We start from the raw sequence: 15,560 nt of genomic DNA, 5'->3' as shown, positions 1-15,560 counted from the left end.
CGGATTTCGATTGGTTTTTTGAATGATGTTTGCAGGCGCGAAAAAGACTTTTCCTAAAAAGCAAATCAATCGCCCTGGCCGATTCGATGTTGCGGAGAACCCCATGCGTGCTGTTCTGGTTGAACCGAACCCCCTGATCGCCGACGCGCTCGGCCGTCAGCTCGGCATGGGGAAGATCCGCTACGACCGCCAGGACTGGGCCGGGCTGGAGGAGCTTCTGCAACAGCAGGGTGCCGACGGGCTGGGCTACGACGCCATCGTCCTGGGCAGCGTCGACGATCCGGCGCGCTGCGTGGCGGCGCTGCGGGCGCATCAGGTCGGGGCGGCGATCCTCTGCCTGCTCGACCGGCGCTGCGTGACGACGACGGTGGAGCTGCTGCACGCCGGGGCCGACGACGTGCTGGTCAAGCCGGTGGTCAGCGCCGAGGTGCGGGCGCGCATCGAGGTGGCGCGGCGGCGCTCGCGCGGCTTGCTGAGCAACGCGGTGCGGGTCGGCCAACTGACGGTGTTCCTCGACGGGCGCGACCCGGAGGTCGCCGGCGAGCGGCTGCGGCTGAGCCAGCGCGAGCACGCCATCCTCGGCGTGCTGGCCGCTCATCACCGCCGCGTCGTCTCCAAGGAGCACATCTACGACGAGGTCTACGGCCTGTCCGGCGCCGACCCGCTGGACAAGGTCATCGACGTTTACATCTGCAAGCTGCGCAAGAAGATCGCCGAGGCCACCGGCGGCGCCCGCTACATCGAGACCGTCTACGGCCGCGGCTACAAGTTCGAAGCCCCGCCCGAGCATGAGGACCCTGCCCCGGCCCTGCCGGCGCGCCGCGTGCTGCCGGGGTACGTAGGGTTCGGGCGCGGGATTGGCGAGGCACGGCTGGCGGGGTGAAGACGTTGTCGCGTTGAGCCCCCACCCTTCCCACGGCTCACGCCGTGGGCCCCTTCCCCTCCCCCGCTTCGCAGGAGAGGGAGTTGATCCCCTCCCCTGCGGAGCGGGGGAGGGTTAGGGTGGGGGCCCGGCGCGACCACTCCCCCCTACCCCGACCAATCCGCGCTGAGCGCCTCCTCCTCCAGATCCAGCCACGCTCCGGCCACCGGCCCCACCGTCAGGTCGCCGCCCAGGCCCGCGTCGCCCATCGCCCCGGCGAATCCGTCCTGCATGTCGGCCAGCGCGGCGGAGGACAGGCCGCCGCCGGTCTGCAGCGTCACGTCGAACCGCCGCCCCTCCCCCGCCGCGACGAGTTGCACCGCCCCCAGCGCCGGCAGCCGCATCTGCAGCACCAGCGCGCTTCCCGTCTGAAGGTCCGCCCCGTCGGAAATGGCGCAGAGCAGGCCGCGGCAACCGCCCGCCGCCGTGCCGTCCATCACGGGGATGCTCATCACCCGCCACTCCCGGCCGTCGGCGGTGCGGCGGTGGCGCGGCGCCAGCGCCAGGTCGAGGTCGTCCAGCAGGGCGCCGCCGTCGAGCTGCTCCAGCAGGCGGCAGCGCTTCGGCCCCAGCCACGCCCGCGCGCCATTGGCGGTCGCCGCCAGGAAGAAGGCCAACCCGAGACCGAAGGTGGAATCGCAGCGCGGCAGCCCGCCGCGCAGTTCCTGCGCCGCCCGCGGGTCCAGCGCCTCGACCACCGCCAGCAGATGGCCGACCTCGGCGACCGCGTCCGGCATGAACACACCCATCGGTAGACGACTCAGCAGACGACCATCAGTACACAACCATCAGTACACAACGGCGTCCGATTCATCCGTTTGCGGAAGGACGATCGCCCCGTCGTCGGCCATGGCCTTGGCGACCTGGACGATCTCCGCCTGCGCCTCGTTGACGTCGCGCATGCGCACCGGCCCCATGTTCTCGATCTCGTCCTGGAGGATCATGCGGGCGCGCTCGGACAGGACGGACAGGAAATGGTCGCGCTGCAGCGCCTCCGCCCCCTTCAGCGCGATGGCGAGCTGGCCGGTGTCGCAGCGCCGGATCACCGCCTGGAGCGACACGCGGTCGAGCCGCAGCAGGTCCTCGAAGGTGAACATGAGCTGGCGGATGCGGTGGGTCGAATCCGGCATCACGGCGTCCAGGTCGGTGAAGATGTCCGCCATGGTGTCACGGTCGATGCGGTTGAAGATGTCGGCCATCCGCTCGTGCGTGTCGGCGCCGTGGGTGCGCGCGTAGTTCGCCATGAACTCGTTGTGCAGGATGGATTCGATGTCCAGCAGCACCTCGCGCTGCACGGATTCGATCTGGATCATCCGCTCGATCACCTCCAGCCGCAGCGCCGGGGCCAGCAGCGGCAGCACCTTGGCGGCGTGGTCGCTGCGCATGCGCGACAGGATGACCGCCGCCGTCTGCGGGTACTCGCCCGCCAGATAGGTGGCGAGCACGCCCTCGTTCACGTTGGACATCTTCTCCCACATGGTGCGGCCGGCCGGGCCGCGGATCTCGCCCATGATCTCCACCACCCGGTCGTCGGGCAGGAAGCGGGAGAGCATGCGCTCCGTGCTGTCGTAGGAGCCGACGACGGAGCCGGTGTTGGCGAAGCGCTCCGTGAAGCTGCGCAGCAGCGCCTCGACGAGGTTGGAGGTGACGTTGCCCAGGCTGGCCATGGCGCGGCTGACCATGCGGATCTCGTCGTCGTCGAGCTTCTCCATCAGGCGGGAGCCGCGTTCCTCGCCCAGCGCCAGGAAGATCACCGCGGTCCTCTCCGACCCGCTCAGGCTCTTGAAATTGTCTCGGATCTTGATCGGCATGCCCATGCTGGCACCTCAGAAGAAGCGGTCGGCGGTCAGGGTGGAGTGGTCGGAGTTGTCATCCCGCTCCAGCGGGCGGTCGCCCTGCAGGCGGTCGTGACGGAAGGCGTTCGCCAGGACGCTGCCGGCGACCAGCACCATGCGGTGCGGCACCAGCGGGCTGGGGTCGAGCGCGTTCAGGAGGGTGACGACGGCCGTCTCGTCGTCCACCGTGACGCCCCGCCGCCGGGCGAAGGCGGTCACGCTGTCGGCCATCCCCGACACCCCGGCGGGGGGTGCGGCGGGCGGCGCCGACAGGCCGGCGGAGGGGATGGCGGGCAGCAGCCGGGGCTCGGTCATCGCGTCAGGTTCCCCCATAGGAGCGGATCAGGCTGTTGGCGATCAGGAACCAGCCGTCGGTCAGCACGAAGAAGATGATCTTGAAGGGCAGCGCGATCATCACCGGCGGCAGCATCATCATGCCCATCGCCATCAGCACCGCCGCCACCACCATGTCGATCACCAGGAAGGGCAGGAAGATCAGGAAGCCGATCTCGAAGGCGCGGCGCAGCTCCGACAGCAGGAAGGCCGGGACCAGCACGCGCAGGTCGGCGGTGGCCGCCGTCTTCGGCTGCTCCGCCTCCGGCTTGCCGGTGAAGCCGGCGAAGGCCGACAGGTCCTTGTCCCGCACCTGGGAGGCCATGAAGTTGCGGAAGGGCTCGACCATCCGCTCCAGCCCCTGCTCCTGGGTCACCTGCTCGTTCAGCATGGGGCGCAGCCCGTCCTGCCACGCCGCGTCGAAGACCGGCCCCATGATGTGGAAGGTCAGGAACATGGCGAGACTGATCAGCACCATGTTCGGCGGCGACTGCTGAAGCCCCAGCGCCGAGCGCAGCAGCGACAGCACGACGATGATCCGGGTGAAGGAGGTCGCCATGACCAGCAGGCCCGGCGCCACGCTGAGCACCGTCAGCAGGACGATGCCCTGAATGACGCGCCCGGACAGCGACCCGCTCTCCCCCGTGGCGCTGCCGAGCGCGCTGCCGATGGAGGACAGGTCCAGCCCGCTGCCCTGCGCCCAGGCCGCCGCGGGAAGCAGCGCGGCGAAGGCCAGGGCAAGGGCGGGCGGAAGCAGGCGTCGGATCATGGCGGGACCCCGTGGATGCGGCACAAGGGGGGTCAATCGATCGCCAGATCGGTGCGCACGATCTCGGTCAGCGTGACGCCCAGCCGCTGGTCCTCGACGATCACCACCTCGCCGCGGGCGACCAGACGGTGGTTCACCAGGACCTCGACCGGCTCGTCCACCTTGCGCTCCAGCTCCACCACGGCGCCGCGGCCGAGCTTCAGGAGCTGCGCCACCAGCATGCTGGTGCGGCCGAGCACCACCTGGACGTCCACCGGGACGTTGTAGATGGCGTTCATCGAGCCGCCGGCCACGGCCGCGGCGGGGCTGCCGGCGGCGTCTTTCTCGGCGGGCTTGGCGTCGTCTTCCAGGACGTCGAGGTTCAGTGGGGCCATGATGCGGTGCTTTCCGTGTCGGTGAAGAGGTCATGTTCGGTGGACAGGGCGGCCAGCGCGCGGTCGCACAGGCCGTCGACGGCGCGCTCCACCGCGGCGGGGTCGTAGCGCAGGCCCCCGGCTTCCCAGGCGGCGTCGAGCCCGCCGGGCGGCAGGGACGGGTCGGCGACGACCTCCAGCGTGCCCTTGAAGCCAAGCGACTCCGGGTCGGCCAGCCGGGCGCGGACGGGCTCCGCCAGATCGGGATGGACGCGCAGCCGCAGCCGCGGCGACCCGCCGGCCAGCCGCAGGGCGTCGGTGGCGAGCCGTTTGGTCTCCGCCGCGCCGATCCGCTCCAGCAGCGCCGGGGCGAGGCGGCGGACGAGCGCCAGCATCACCGCCGACCCTTGCGCCTCGACCCCGCGCAGGGCGTCGGCGAAGCGGTCGTCCAGCGCGGCCAATTGCTCGTCGATGTGGGAGAGAGCCTGTGCCAAAGCGGCGTCGGTGCGGGCCGAGGCCTCCGCCGCCCCCTCGCGCCGGCCCTGCTCCACGCCCTCGGCGAAGGCGCGGACCTCGGCGCCGTAGACGGCGGCCTGGAGATGGCGTTCGGAATGGACGATTTCGTCAAGCGGGTCGACGGGGTCCGGTTCGGGAGGGGCGCCGAACTCCGCCGCCGCCTGCGCGGCGGCCTGGGCCGTGCTGTCGAAGCGCTGGTCGAAGCGGTAGCGCGGGTAGCCCATCAGACCGCCTCCTCGTAAAGCCAGGAGCGCAGGATGTCGATCGCCTCATCCGGATACTGGTCGACGATGTCGCCCAGCCGGCGGATGGACGAGGCGCGCACCCGGCCCTCCACCGTGCGCAGCTCGATGAGCTGGTCCATCGTCTCCTCGATGCCCGGCAGGGCCGCGGTTGCCGGATCGCCCGCGTCGGTGAGCTGGGCCGCCTGCATGGCGGGATCGCCGCCCATGGCCGGGCCGGTGAGCTGCGGCATCGCCGCTCCCGCGGCCAGCGCCGGGGCGGCGGCTTCGGCCGCCACCGGCTCCGGCGCCGGGAAGACGCGGCGGATCAGCGGGCGCAGCCCCAGCACGATCAGCAACCCGCAGAGCACCAGCAGGATCACCCACTGGATCAGCGTCATCACGTTGCGGCTGAGCGTGTCGACGATCTCCGCCATCGGCTCGCGGGCGCCCAGCTCAGGGGCGAGGTTGACGAACTCCAGGTTGTCGACGGTGACCCGGTCGCCGCGCGCCTCGCTGAAGCCCATGGCGGAGCGCACCAGCTCGGTGATGCGTTGCAACTCCTCGGGCGCGCGGGCCTCGTAGCGGCGCGTGCCGTCCTGCGCCGTCGCCCAGGTGCCGTTGACCAGCACGGCGACGCTGACCCGGCGGATGTCGCCCGGCTCGATCACCGTTTCGCGGGCGACGTTGGAAATCTCGTAATTGACCGTCTCCTCCTGGCGCTTGGAGTTGGAGGAGGAGCGGTTGTTCTGGGACTGGGCGCGGACCTCGCGCTGCGGCAGGTTCTGCTCGGCGGTAACCGGCGGCTCGCCCGTGCTGTCCAGGCTGCGGTCCTGTTCCTGCACCGTCTGGGTGGAGCGGACGACTTGGCTGTTCGGGTCGAAGCTCTGGCTGCGCACGACCTCGCGTTTGGTTTCGACGTCGACAGCAACCTGAACGCGAACATTGCCTTGCCCAAGCCGAGCCACCAGCATCTGCTCGATGGCGCGGGAGATGCGCGTCTCGTGCCCGGCGCGCAGCCCGTCCACCTTCGCCGAGGACCGGGCGTCGCCGTCCTCCTCGGTCAGCAGCACCTCGCCGGAGGCGTCGAGAACAGTCACCGCGCTCGGCTTCAGGTTGGGCACGGCGGCGGAGACGAGGTGGCGGATGGACAGCGCCTGCCGCCGTTCCAGCGGCGCCCGCCCCCGCATGCGCACCACGATGGAGGCGGTGGGCGTGGGGGCGGCGCGCGAGAACTCCTCGCGGTCGGGAAGCACGATGTGGACGCGCGCCGCCTCGATGCCGGACAGCGTCTCGATGGTGCGGGCCAGCTCGCCTTCCATGGCGCGCAGCCGGTTCATCCGCTGCATGAAACTGGTGATGCCCAGCGGCTTGTCGGTGTCGAACAGCTCGTAGCCGATGCCGCCGCGCGACGGCAGGCCCTTCTCGGCCAGCAGCATGCGCAGCCGCGGCACCTCGGCCTCCGGCACCTGGACGGCCGTGCCATCGAAGGCGGCGGACACCGGCACCCCCATGGCTTCCACCGCCTTGACGATGCGCCCGGCCTCCGCCGGTTCCAGCCCGGTGTAGAGCGGCGTCATGTGCGGCCGCGACAGCAGCACCGCCATGGTGGCGACCGCCAGGACGATGCCGACGCCCGTGCCGGCCAGCACCAGAAGGCGTGTGCGGCCGAGCGTCCGCAGATTGTCGATCAGTCCCGTCACGACACCCGCACCTTTAAAGTTTCCGAAAAGCGGGGACCGTAATGTTCACCCCGTGATCCTTCACAACCTACCGGGATGACTTTTAAGCGGAGTAAAAGCCGCGAAGATGAACCGGAAGGAAGTCGCTAAAACTTGATCGTTTAAAACAGTCTCTCAAATTTTCGGTATTTTGGAGGCGCCGGGCGCGATGAATACAGATGCTGAAAAGGCAAGGACGGGAACGCCGGGCCGGCAGCGGATGTACGTCATCGTGCTGCCGCTGGCCCGGCTGGCGCTGGGGGCGGCCGCCCTGTGCGGCGTCGCCGCGGCCGGGTTCGGCGGCTACTGGATGGCCGTCGGGCCGGACGGGGTGGCGCGGCTGTTCGAGGGCACGCCCATCGCCGAGCCGGCCCAGGCGACGCTCGACCTGCCGGAGTTGCTGGTGAACCTGCGCCCCGACACGCCGTCGCGCTTCATGAAGATCGGGGTGACGCTGGCCCTGGCGCCCAAGGACCGCGGCCGGGTGGAGCAGGCGATGCCCCATCTCGTCAACGCCCAGCAGGAGTTCCTGCGCAACCTCGACCAGCACGACCTGCGCGGGTCCGCCGGTCTGCTGCGGCTGCGCGGGGAGCTGCGCCGCCGCTTCAACCTGATCCTCGGCCCGGACACGGTGTCCGACGTCCTGCTGCGCAGCCTTCTCACCCAATAGCCGACCCAGAGGAACGGATGAGCACTCCCATCGACACGGACGACGACGGCGGCGAAAACGGCGGCCATGGCGGTTCCGGGGACGACCTCGACTGGGGCCTGGACGCCGGCTCCGGTGAGTCCGAGGCCGCCGTCCTGATGGCCGACACCAAGGAGCTGAGCCAGGAGGAGATCGATCGCCTGCTGAACTTCGCGGTCGGGCCGCAGACGGAATCCGCCGGGCAGACCCGCGCCATCGAGCGGCTGATCAGCACGACGACGGTCAACAAGGACCGGCTGCCGATGCTGGACGTGGTCTTCGACCGCATGGTCCGGCTGCTCAACACCTCGCTGCGCCAGTTCTCCTCGACCAGCGTGGAGGCCAGCCTGCTGCGCATCGACTGGCTGCGCTACAACGAGTTCCTCGACACCATCGAGCTTCCGGCCCTGGTCGGCGTCGCGCGGGCGGAGCAGTGGGACAACCACATCGTCGTGTCGGTCGACAGCGCGCTGATCTACTGCATGATGGACGTGCTGCTGGGCGGCCGGCGCAGCCGCGCCCGGCGCATCGACGGGCGCACCTACACCTCGATCGAGCGCAAGATCACCGAGCGGCTGATCAAGGTCATCCTCCAGGACCTCAGCCAGTCCTTCGACCCGATCACGCCGATCGACTTCACCTTCGACCGGCTGGAGACGAACCCGCAGTTCGCCACCATCACCCGCGCCACCAACGCGGTGATCCGCGTGCGAATCGCCGTGGAGGTGGAGCGCCGCGTCGGCCACGCCGAGGTGGTCATCCCCTACGCCACGCTGGAGCCGGTGCGCGGCAAGCTGGTGCAGACCTTCATGGGCGAGAAGTTCGGCCACGACACGGTGTGGGAAAGCCACCTGAAGGCCGAGCTGATGCGCGCCAAGCTGGACCTCGTCGCGGTGCTGCAGCAGACGCAGGTGTCGCTGGGCGAGGTGCTGAACTGGCAGAAGGGCACCTCGCTGAAACTGCGCATCGACCCCGACGCGCCGGTGGTTCTGCAGAGCAAGACCACCCCCCTCTTCGCCGGCCACATGGGCCAGCGCAACGGCAACATCTCCGTCAAGATCGACACCGACCTGGAGACCAAGCAGGAGCTGATCGATGGTCTCATTCCTCATTGACGCCGTCCTGGCGGTCATGCTCGTCACCGCCACGGTGTTCCTGGTGATCGTCAACAAGCGGCTGAAGGTGATGCGGTCCAGCCAGGCCGAGATCGGCGCGCTGATCGGCACCTTCTCCAAGACCATCGACGAGACCGAGGCCTCGGTGCAGCGGCTGGTCGCCGCCGCGACGGAAGCGTCCGCCAAACTGTCCGACGGGCTCGACCGCGCCAAGGGCGTGACCGAGGAGGCGGCGCTGGTGCTCGGCTCCTGCGAGCGGGCATCCAAGCGCATCGAGGCGTCCGTTCAGGAGGCCCGCGCCCTGGTCCGCCGGCTGGAGGAGGGTCCGGCGCCGCGCCCGCGGCCCCGCCCGGTGCCGCCGCCCGCCGCCGTCACGGAACCGGCGCCCGCCCCCGCGAACATCGCTCCCGCGCCGGACGGCGACGCGGCGGAGGACGAGGACGGCTTCCGCCCGATGCGCGTCGCCGCGCTGGCCGGGACCGCGCTGGCCGGGACCGCCGTCCGCCCGACGGAGGAACCGCCGCCCGCGCCTATGGCCGCCATCGAGACCGCCGAATCCACCGTGGACACCGGCGGCGCGCGGCAGCAGGCCGCCAACGCCTTCTACGCCCGGCTGCGGGCCATCGGACCGGAGCGCTGAGCCATGCTGCGCGTGCTTCCCATCACTCTGGTGGCGCTCCTGATGGTGCTGCCGCTCAAGCTCGGCTCGCTGATGGAAGGGTTGCCGGTGGTCGCCCAGCAGTTCGACCGCGAGTTCGGCAAGCATGAGCGCCCCTGGGCCAAGGACCTGAAGGGCGGCGCGGAGGCCTCTTCGGACGCCGCGGCGGAGCCGGCGTCCACCCTGGCGGGCCCCGCCGTGGCGGCCTTGCCGGCGACCCCGGCGGCCCCGCCCATGGACGCCGCCCTGCCCGCGGCAAGCTGCACCGACCCGGCCCTGCGCGCCGCCATCGCGGAGCAGAAGGCCGACGTGACCGCCCGCACCCGCCATCTCGGCGAGGCGGAAGCGGTGCTGGCCGCCGCCGAGACCCGCGCCACCGCCCAGATCCAGAAGCTGAGCGCCATCAAGCGCGATGTGGAGGCGCTGATGCAGCAGCGCTCCAACCTCCAGGCGGAGGATCTGAAGCGCATGGTGACGATCTACGAGACGATGAAGCCGCGCGACGCCGCGCGCATCTTCAACGACCTGGAAACCGACATCATCATCGACGTGCTGGACCGCATGGCCGAGCGCCGCTCCGCCCCGATCATCGCGGAGCTGGAGGACGGCAAGGCGCGCGAGGTCACCCGCCTCGTCCTGCAACGCCGCGCCCTGCCCGGCGACCGCCCGCCGCCGCCCGCCCCGCTTCCCGTCCGCCTGACGCAGACACCGACGAACTGAACCCGTCCCCGGCTGCCAGACACGCGGTTCTCTCACCAAGAGACATCATGCCCAGCCTTCCCGACGTCATCGCCGCCCCGCCGCCCTGCCCCGCCCGTTCCGCGGAGGCGGCGCCGTCCGCCGGCGCGCCGGACAAGGGCGAGGCGTCCGGCACACCCTTCGCCGACCTGCTCGACGACGCGGCGGGACGCGGCGCCGCCGATGCGGACGGCGACCAAGCCGACTCCTCCGACCAGACCGGCGGCGCGCCGGCCGGCGCCGACGCCGCTCTGGCCGCACTCCTGCCGCTGCTGAGCGCACCGCCGCCGGCGACGGCGCCGGGCCTTGCGGACTCCGGCTTGGTGCCGGAGGCCCTGCCCGCCGCCAACGGTCTTCCCCCGGTTCCGCCCGTCGCGACGCCCCCGGCGGAGACCGCCACGGCGCCCCAGCCTCCGGTCCCGGCCCGACCCGGTGCGCAACCGCCGGCCGCGGCGCTCGCCGCCACGGCAGAACCGGCGATCCCGGATGCCCCACCCGACGGAACGACGCCGAAAGCCACGGCCGACAGCGCGCCGCCCGCTTCCCCAACCGTTCCGTCGCCGACCTCCAACGCCAAGCCGGACTCGGCACCGCTGTTCCAGGCCGTGGAGCCCGCGGCACCCGCCAAGGCGGACGCGCCGCAGGCCCCCTCCCCCCAGCTTCAGCAGGCGATGGCCCAGGCGGGCGGCAACGCCGCGTCCAACGGCGGCACCGGCCAGAATTCCGGCCAGGGCCGTGGCAACCCGTCCGCCGGAGCGGAGGCGCTGTCGGCATCCGCCGCTCTGACCGACCCCGCCGGGGCGCCGCCGCTGCCCGCCGCCCTCGCCCCGCCGGCCGCCCACGCGGTGGCCCACTACGCGGCGCACCCCGGCGAGAGCGCCGCGGCGCGGCTGCCCGCCGCCCAGATGGCCGGCCAGCTGGTGCGGGTCGTCGAGGCGGGCGGCGGCGAGTTCCACATCGACCTGAAGCCGGAGGAGCTTGGCCCCGTCCGCGTCGTCGCCGAGCTGAGCGGCGCCCGCGTCGCCCTGCATGTCCAGGCCGAAAGCCCGGAGACGCTGGCCCTGCTGCGCCGGGACATCCATCACCTGGAGCGCGCCCTGTCCGACGCCGGGTTCGAGCTGGACGGCGGCACCCTGAACTTCTCGCTGCGCGGCGACGGCGAGCCGCGCGGCTTCGCCTTCTCCGGCCAGGGCGAGGGCGGACGCGGGGACGGCGCCGGACGGGTCTTCCGCCCTGCCGATCCCATCGGCTCCCCGTCGCCGGAACGCGCCGCCCGCCCCATCGACGGCCTCGTCGACATTTCCGTCTAGCCGCAAGGACCCGCCATGACCACGACCGCGGCCAACAACACGGCCTCGAACACCCCCACCACTCCCCCCTCGGCCGCCGCCAAGAAGCAGACGGTGGACTACGAGGCGTTCCTGAAGCTGCTGACCGCGCAGCTGCGCAACCAGGACCCGCTGTCGCCGATGGACGCCACCCAGTTCATGACTCAGCTCGCCCAGCTCTCCACCGTGGAGCAGGGCGTGCGCACGAACGAGACTTTGGGGCAGGTTCTGGACACGCTGAAGAACAGCGGCATGCGGCTGGACATGGCCTATCTGGGCCGCAAGGTGGAAGCCGCGTCGGACCGCATCAGCCTGTCGGAGGGCAAGGCGGAGATGGCCTACGCCATCGACGGGGCCGCCGCGTCGGTGAAGATCGAGGTGGTGAACGACGCCGGGCAGGTGATCTACAGCGCGCCCGGCAGCCCGAAGACCGGCCGGCAGACCTTCACCTGGGACGGCAAGCGCAGCGACGGCGCCACCGCCGCGGACGGCACCTACCTCGTGCGCGTGACGGCGAAGGACAAGGCCGGCGCGTCGCTGACCACCGCCACGGTGACGACCGACACGGTGAAGGAGGTGCGCAGCGTCAACGGCGAGACGGAATTCGTCCTGAAGGGCGGCGCCGTCGTGAAGGGCACGGACATCCTGTCCGCGTCGTAAACTCCGTCCTCAACAAACGAAAAACCCCTTCTCCCGGGACCGGAAGAAGGGGTTTTTCGTTGTGAGGCGTCGGGTCACTTCGCCGACACGGTTCCGGTCCAGCCGGGCTCGACGCCCTTCATGTCGGGAAGCCGGTGGGCGATGCCCTTGTGGCAGTCGATGCAGGTCCGCTCGCCGGTGAACAGGTAGGTTCTCGTGCATCTTGGCCGCCCGCGGGTTCTGGCGGGTGATGTCCATGGATTCCGCGCTGTGGCAGTTGCGGCATTCCAGGGAGTTGTTGGATTTCAGCCGGTCCCATTCGTGGGTGGCCAGCTCCAGCCGCTTGTCGAGGAACTTCTCGCGGGTGTCGATGGTGCCGAAGATCTTGCCCCAGACCTCCTTCGACGCCTGCATCTTGCGGCCGATCTTGTGCGTCCAGTCGTGCGGGACGTGGCAGTCCGGGCAGGTGGCGCGCACGCCGGAGCGGTTGGTGAAGTGGATGGTCTGCTTCAACTCCTCGTAGGGATTGTTCTTCATCTCGTGGCAGGAGATGCAGAAGGCCTCCTTGTTGGTGACCTCCAGGGCGGTGTTGAAGCCGCCCCAGAACATCACGCCGGCCAGGAAGCCGCCCAGCGTCAGGAAGCCCAGGCTGAAATGCACGCTGGGCCGCGAGAAGACGCGCCAGAAGCGCCCGGCGAGGCTCAGAAGGCCCTTCATTTGGCGCCTTCCTTTCCGCCCGCCAGGATGCTGTCGATGTCGCGGAAGCGGTTGCCGACGATCGGCTGGGCGTCGGTCTGCGGGACGTGGCACTGGGTGCAGAAGTAGCGCCGCGGGCTGACCGCGCCCAGCGTCTGGCCGTCGCGGTCCTGGAAGTGGGTGACCGAGATCATCGGGGCCTGCGAGCCCTCGGTGTTCTTGCGGTCATGGCAGGTCATGCACTTGTTGATGTTCAGGTCGATCTGGTAGTCGCGGATCGCATGCGGGATCAGCGGCGGCTGGTCGGCGTAGTTCCGCGCCCGCTTGTGATCGTCGGTGATCTCCTTCGCCATGGGGTCGGCGGGGATCTCCTGGGTGATCGGGTGCGGGCCGGAGGGAACCTTCGCGGGGACGGCCCCGTCCGCGGCGAACACGCCGGACACCAGGAGCGGCATGGCCGCGGCCAGCGCGAGGGCGGCAAAGGTGATGCGGGTCTTCATGGACGGGCTCCTCACGCGACGGGGATGATCTTGACCGCGCATTTCTTGAAGTCGGTCTGCTTGCTCAGCGGGTCGGTGGCGTCCAGCGTCACCTTGTTGATGAGCACCGTGTGGTCGAAGAAGGGCACGAAGACGAGGCCCCGCGGCGGCTTGTTGCGGCCCCGCGTCTCGACCCGCACCCGCACCTCGCCGCGGCGGGAGGCGATGCGCACCTCCTGCCCGCGCCGCAGGTTCAGGTCCTTGGCGTCGTCGGGATGGATGAAGACGACGGCGCTCGGGAAGGCCTTGCGCAGCTCCGGAACGCGCAACGTCATGGAGCCGGAGTGCCAATGCTCGACCACGCGGCCGGTGCAGAGCCAGAACGGGTAGTCCTTGTCCGGCGATTCCGCCGCCGGCTCATAGGGCAGCGCGAAGATGTTGGCCTTGCCGTCCTTGTTGCCGTAGAAGCGCACGCCCTCGCCCGCCGGAACGTAGGGGTCGAAGCCCTCGCGGTAGCGCCACTTCGTCTCCTTGCCGTTCACCACCGGCCAGCGCAGGCCGCGCTCCTGGTGGTACATGTCGTAGGGGGCGAGGTCGTGGCCGTGGCCGCGCCCGAAGGTTGCGTATTCCTCGAACAAGCCCTTGTGGACGTAGAAGCCGAAAGCCTGCGATTCGCGGTTCTCATAGGCCGGGTCGCAGTCGGACAGCGGGAAGGCGTTGACCTGACCGTTGCAGTACAGCACGTCGTAGAGCGTCTTGCCGCGGACCTCCGGCTTCTTGGCGATCAGCTCCTCCGGCCACACCTCCTCGATCTTGAAGCGCTTGGAGAATTCGATGATCTGCCAGAGGTCGGAACGCGCCTCGCCGGGCGCGCCGACGAGCTGGTGCCAGACCTGGGTGCGGCGCTCGGCGTTGCCGTAGCCGCCTTCCTTCTCCACCCACATGGCGGTCGGCAGGATCAGGTCGGCGGCGAGCGCCGTCACCGTCGGGTAGGCGTCCGACACGACGATGAAGTTTTCCGGGTTCCGATAGCCCAGATAGGTCTCGTTCGCCGTGTTCGGCGCCGTCTGCATGTTGTTGTTGCACTGGACCCAGTAGGCGTTGAGCTTGCCGTCCTTCAGCATGCGGTCCTGCTGGACGGCGTGGTAGCCGACCTTGTCCGGGATCGTGCCCTCGGGCAGCTTCCAGATCTCCTCGGCGTGCTTGCGGTGTTCCGGGTTGGTGACCACCATGTCGGCGGGCAGCCGGTGCGAGAAGGTGCCGACCTCGCGCGCCGTGCCGCAGGCCGACGGCTGGCCGGTCAGCGAGAAGGGGCCGCAGCCCGGCTGGCTGATCTTCCCGGTCAGCAGATGGATGTTGTAGACGAGGTTGTTGGCCCAGACGCCGCGGGTGTGCTGGTTGAAGCCCATGGTCCAGAAGGACATGACCTTCACCTTCGGGTCGGCGTACAGCTCGGCCAGCGCCTCCAGCCGGTTCTTCGGAACGCCCGACAGCTCGTGCGCCTTCTCCAGCGTGTAGGGCTCGACGAACTTCGCGAACTCCTCGAAGGAGATCGGGTCGGATTCGTTGGCCTTGGCGACGTTCTTCGCCTTCTGCTCAAGCGGATGCTCGGGCCGCAGGCCGTAGCCGATGTCGTCGCGGCCGCGCTTGAAGTTGACGTGCTTGGCGATGAACTCCTGGTTCACCCGGCCCGTCTTGATGATGTGGTTGGCGATGTAGTTGAGGATCGCCAGATCGGACTGCGGCGTGAAGACCAGACCGATGTCGGCGAGGTCGAAGCTGCGGTGCTCGTAGGTGGACAGGACGGCGACCTTGCAGCCCTCATGGGTCAGCCGGCGGTCGGTGACGCGGGTCCACAGGATGGGGTGCATCTCCGCCATGTTGGAGCCCCACAGCACGAAGGCGTCGGCCTGCTCCATGTCGTCGTAGCAGCCCATCGGCTCGTCCATGCCGAAGGTGCGCATGAAGCCGACCACCGCCGACGCCATGCAGTGGCGGGCGTTGGGGTCCAGGTTGTTGGAGCGCAGGCCCGCCTTCATGAACTTGGAGGCGGCGTAGCCTTCCATGATCGTCCACTGGCCGGAGCCGAACATGCCCACGGCGGTCGGACCCTTCTTCTTCAGGGTCTCCTTCCACTTGGTGGCCATGATGTCGAAGGCCTGGTCCCAGCTGATCGGGGTGAATTCGCCTTCCTTGTGGAACTGGCCGTCCTTCATGCGCAGCAGCGGCTGGGTCAGCCGGTCCTCGCCGTACATGATCTTGGACAGGAAATAGCCCTTCACGCAGTTCAGGCCGCGGTTGACCTCGGCCTTCACGTCGCCATGGGTGGCGACGATGCGCCCCTCCTTCACGCCGACCATGACGCCGCAGCCGGTGCCGCAGAAGCGGCAGGGGGCCTTCGACCAGGTGAGCTTGGCGTCGGCGCCGGCCGTCAGGGTGCCGGCCTCGGCGGGCTGGATGACGGACGGCAGGCTCACACCGGCCGCCGCCGCCGCTGTCACGGCGGCTTGGACCTTCAGATAATCACGGCGGGTCAGGGACATAGGGGG

The 15,560-nt window shown here is 69.9% G+C and carries 16 protein-coding genes and 1 pseudogene; 7 read left to right on the top strand and 10 right to left on the bottom strand.

Annotated features, from left to right (window positions below; all coding sequences use genetic code 11):
- Nucleotides 1–103 precede the first annotated feature (103 nt).
- The gene (locus ACWPN5_RS07235; RefSeq protein ID WP_492295042.1) at nt 104–883 is read left to right on the top strand and encodes a response regulator transcription factor; all 780 of its coding nucleotides are present in this window, start codon (nt 104–106) and stop codon (nt 881–883) included.
- A 146-nt stretch (nt 884–1,029) separates the two neighbouring features.
- On the opposite strand, the gene ACWPN5_RS07230 is transcribed toward ACWPN5_RS07235, so the two are convergent.
- Genes ACWPN5_RS07230 through fliF form a run of 7 tightly spaced genes read right to left on the bottom strand, consistent with a single transcriptional unit; the run spans nt 1,030 to nt 6,652 of the window.
- Nucleotides 1,030–1,659, bottom strand: a complete 630-nt coding sequence (locus tag ACWPN5_RS07230; protein WP_247883283.1) for a hypothetical protein — start codon at nt 1,657–1,659, stop codon at nt 1,030–1,032.
- Nucleotides 1,660–1,710: 51 nt separating this feature from the next.
- Nucleotides 1,711–2,733, bottom strand: a complete 1,023-nt coding sequence (locus ACWPN5_RS07225) for a flagellar motor switch protein FliG (RefSeq protein WP_348982524.1) — start codon at nt 2,731–2,733, stop codon at nt 1,711–1,713.
- A 15-nt stretch (nt 2,734–2,748) separates the two neighbouring features.
- Nucleotides 2,749–3,072, bottom strand: coding sequence for a hypothetical protein (locus ACWPN5_RS07220; RefSeq protein WP_492295041.1), 324 nt, complete (start codon nt 3,070–3,072; stop codon nt 2,749–2,751).
- 4 nt (nt 3,073–3,076) lie between these two features.
- The gene (fliP, locus tag ACWPN5_RS07215) at nt 3,077–3,859 is read right to left on the bottom strand and encodes a flagellar type III secretion system pore protein FliP (protein WP_145678079.1); all 783 of its coding nucleotides are present in this window, start codon (nt 3,857–3,859) and stop codon (nt 3,077–3,079) included.
- A gap of 32 nt (nt 3,860–3,891) precedes the next feature.
- The gene (fliN, locus tag ACWPN5_RS07210) at nt 3,892–4,233 is read right to left on the bottom strand and encodes a flagellar motor switch protein FliN (protein ID WP_492295040.1); all 342 of its coding nucleotides are present in this window, start codon (nt 4,231–4,233) and stop codon (nt 3,892–3,894) included.
- The gene (locus tag ACWPN5_RS07205) at nt 4,221–4,952 is read right to left on the bottom strand and encodes a FliH/SctL family protein (RefSeq protein WP_492295039.1); all 732 of its coding nucleotides are present in this window, start codon (nt 4,950–4,952) and stop codon (nt 4,221–4,223) included. Before ACWPN5_RS07205 ends, fliN begins: the two co-directional genes overlap by 13 nt.
- Nucleotides 4,952–6,652 (bottom strand): flagellar basal-body MS-ring/collar protein FliF, encoded by a 1,701-nt coding sequence (gene fliF / locus ACWPN5_RS07200; protein ID WP_492295038.1) that lies wholly within the window; start codon nt 6,650–6,652, stop codon nt 4,952–4,954. Before fliF ends, ACWPN5_RS07205 begins: the two co-directional genes overlap by 1 nt.
- Nucleotides 6,653–6,839: 187 nt before the next feature.
- Between fliF and ACWPN5_RS07195 the strand changes: the two genes are divergently transcribed.
- Genes ACWPN5_RS07195 through ACWPN5_RS07170 form a run of 6 tightly spaced genes read left to right on the top strand, consistent with a single transcriptional unit; the run spans nt 6,840 to nt 11,857 of the window.
- Nucleotides 6,840–7,340: a flagellar basal body-associated FliL family protein gene (locus ACWPN5_RS07195; RefSeq protein WP_492295037.1), complete on the top strand. Its 501-nt coding sequence runs from the start codon at nt 6,840–6,842 to the stop codon at nt 7,338–7,340.
- Between the two features lie 17 nt (nt 7,341–7,357).
- Entirely contained in the window at nt 7,358–8,473 is a 1,116-nt protein-coding gene (fliM, locus tag ACWPN5_RS07190; protein WP_492295036.1) for a flagellar motor switch protein FliM, read from the top strand.
- The gene (locus ACWPN5_RS07185) at nt 8,454–9,113 is read left to right on the top strand and encodes a DUF6468 domain-containing protein (RefSeq protein ID WP_492295035.1); all 660 of its coding nucleotides are present in this window, start codon (nt 8,454–8,456) and stop codon (nt 9,111–9,113) included. Before fliM ends, ACWPN5_RS07185 begins: the two co-directional genes overlap by 20 nt.
- A 3-nt stretch (nt 9,114–9,116) precedes the next feature.
- Complete coding sequence (locus ACWPN5_RS07180) at nt 9,117–9,851, top strand: MotE family protein (protein ID WP_492295034.1); 735 nt, start codon at nt 9,117–9,119, stop codon at nt 9,849–9,851.
- A gap of 47 nt (nt 9,852–9,898) precedes the next feature.
- Nucleotides 9,899–11,179, top strand: coding sequence for a flagellar hook-length control protein FliK (locus tag ACWPN5_RS07175; protein WP_492295033.1), 1,281 nt, complete (start codon nt 9,899–9,901; stop codon nt 11,177–11,179).
- Between the two features lie 15 nt (nt 11,180–11,194).
- Nucleotides 11,195–11,857, top strand: coding sequence for a flagellar hook assembly protein FlgD (locus tag ACWPN5_RS07170; RefSeq protein ID WP_200479721.1), 663 nt, complete (start codon nt 11,195–11,197; stop codon nt 11,855–11,857).
- 74 nt (nt 11,858–11,931) lie between these two features.
- Here ACWPN5_RS07170 and ACWPN5_RS07165 read toward each other — a convergent pair.
- From ACWPN5_RS07165 to napA, 3 genes and pseudogenes are all read right to left on the bottom strand, one after another.
- A pseudogene (locus ACWPN5_RS07165) lies at nt 11,932–12,553 on the bottom strand (NapC/NirT family cytochrome c).
- Nucleotides 12,550–13,032 carry a nitrate reductase cytochrome c-type subunit gene (locus tag ACWPN5_RS07160; protein WP_200479723.1) on the bottom strand — a complete coding sequence of 161 codons (483 nt, stop codon included), beginning with the start codon at nt 13,030–13,032 and terminating at the stop codon, nt 12,550–12,552. The pseudogene ACWPN5_RS07165 and the gene ACWPN5_RS07160 overlap by 4 nt, the downstream one beginning before the upstream one ends.
- Before the next feature lie 11 nt (nt 13,033–13,043).
- Nucleotides 13,044–15,554 (bottom strand): nitrate reductase catalytic subunit NapA, encoded by a 2,511-nt coding sequence (gene napA, locus ACWPN5_RS07155; RefSeq protein WP_492295032.1) that lies wholly within the window; start codon nt 15,552–15,554, stop codon nt 13,044–13,046.
- Between the last annotated feature and the right edge of the window lie 6 nt (nt 15,555–15,560).

The organism is Azospirillum sp. UENF 211521 (assembly GCF_058780535.1).
Note: the sequence above shows the minus strand (reverse complement) of the source record. Positions and strands in the feature narration are given on the sequence as shown.

Excerpts from the sequence above, each read along its gene's own strand:
- ACWPN5_RS07195 (WP_492295037.1), top strand. The coding sequence starts at position 6,840 with ATGAATACAGATGCTGAAAAGGCAAGGACGGGAACGCCGGGCCGGCAG.
- ACWPN5_RS07175 (WP_492295033.1), top strand. The coding sequence starts at position 9,899 with ATGCCCAGCCTTCCCGACGTCATCGCCGCCCCGCCGCCCTGCCCCGCC.
- fliN (WP_492295040.1), bottom strand. The coding sequence starts at position 4,233 with ATGGCCCCACTGAACCTCGACGTCCTGGAAGACGACGCCAAGCCCGCC.
- ACWPN5_RS07205 (WP_492295039.1), bottom strand. The coding sequence starts at position 4,952 with ATGGGCTACCCGCGCTACCGCTTCGACCAGCGCTTCGACAGCACGGCC.
- fliM (WP_492295036.1), top strand. The coding sequence starts at position 7,358 with ATGAGCACTCCCATCGACACGGACGACGACGGCGGCGAAAACGGCGGC.
- fliP (WP_145678079.1), bottom strand. The coding sequence starts at position 3,859 with ATGATCCGACGCCTGCTTCCGCCCGCCCTTGCCCTGGCCTTCGCCGCG.
- ACWPN5_RS07230 (WP_247883283.1), bottom strand. The coding sequence starts at position 1,659 with ATGCCGGACGCGGTCGCCGAGGTCGGCCATCTGCTGGCGGTGGTCGAG.
- ACWPN5_RS07185 (WP_492295035.1), top strand. The coding sequence starts at position 8,454 with ATGGTCTCATTCCTCATTGACGCCGTCCTGGCGGTCATGCTCGTCACC.
- ACWPN5_RS07180 (WP_492295034.1), top strand. The coding sequence starts at position 9,117 with ATGCTGCGCGTGCTTCCCATCACTCTGGTGGCGCTCCTGATGGTGCTG.
- ACWPN5_RS07170 (WP_200479721.1), top strand. The coding sequence starts at position 11,195 with ATGACCACGACCGCGGCCAACAACACGGCCTCGAACACCCCCACCACT.
- ACWPN5_RS07225 (WP_348982524.1), bottom strand. The coding sequence starts at position 2,733 with ATGCCGATCAAGATCCGAGACAATTTCAAGAGCCTGAGCGGGTCGGAG.
- ACWPN5_RS07160 (WP_200479723.1), bottom strand. The coding sequence starts at position 13,032 with ATGAAGACCCGCATCACCTTTGCCGCCCTCGCGCTGGCCGCGGCCATG.
- ACWPN5_RS07220 (WP_492295041.1), bottom strand. The coding sequence starts at position 3,072 with ATGACCGAGCCCCGGCTGCTGCCCGCCATCCCCTCCGCCGGCCTGTCG.
- ACWPN5_RS07235 (WP_492295042.1), top strand. The coding sequence starts at position 104 with ATGCGTGCTGTTCTGGTTGAACCGAACCCCCTGATCGCCGACGCGCTC.
- napA (WP_492295032.1), bottom strand. The coding sequence starts at position 15,554 with ATGTCCCTGACCCGCCGTGATTATCTGAAGGTCCAAGCCGCCGTGACA.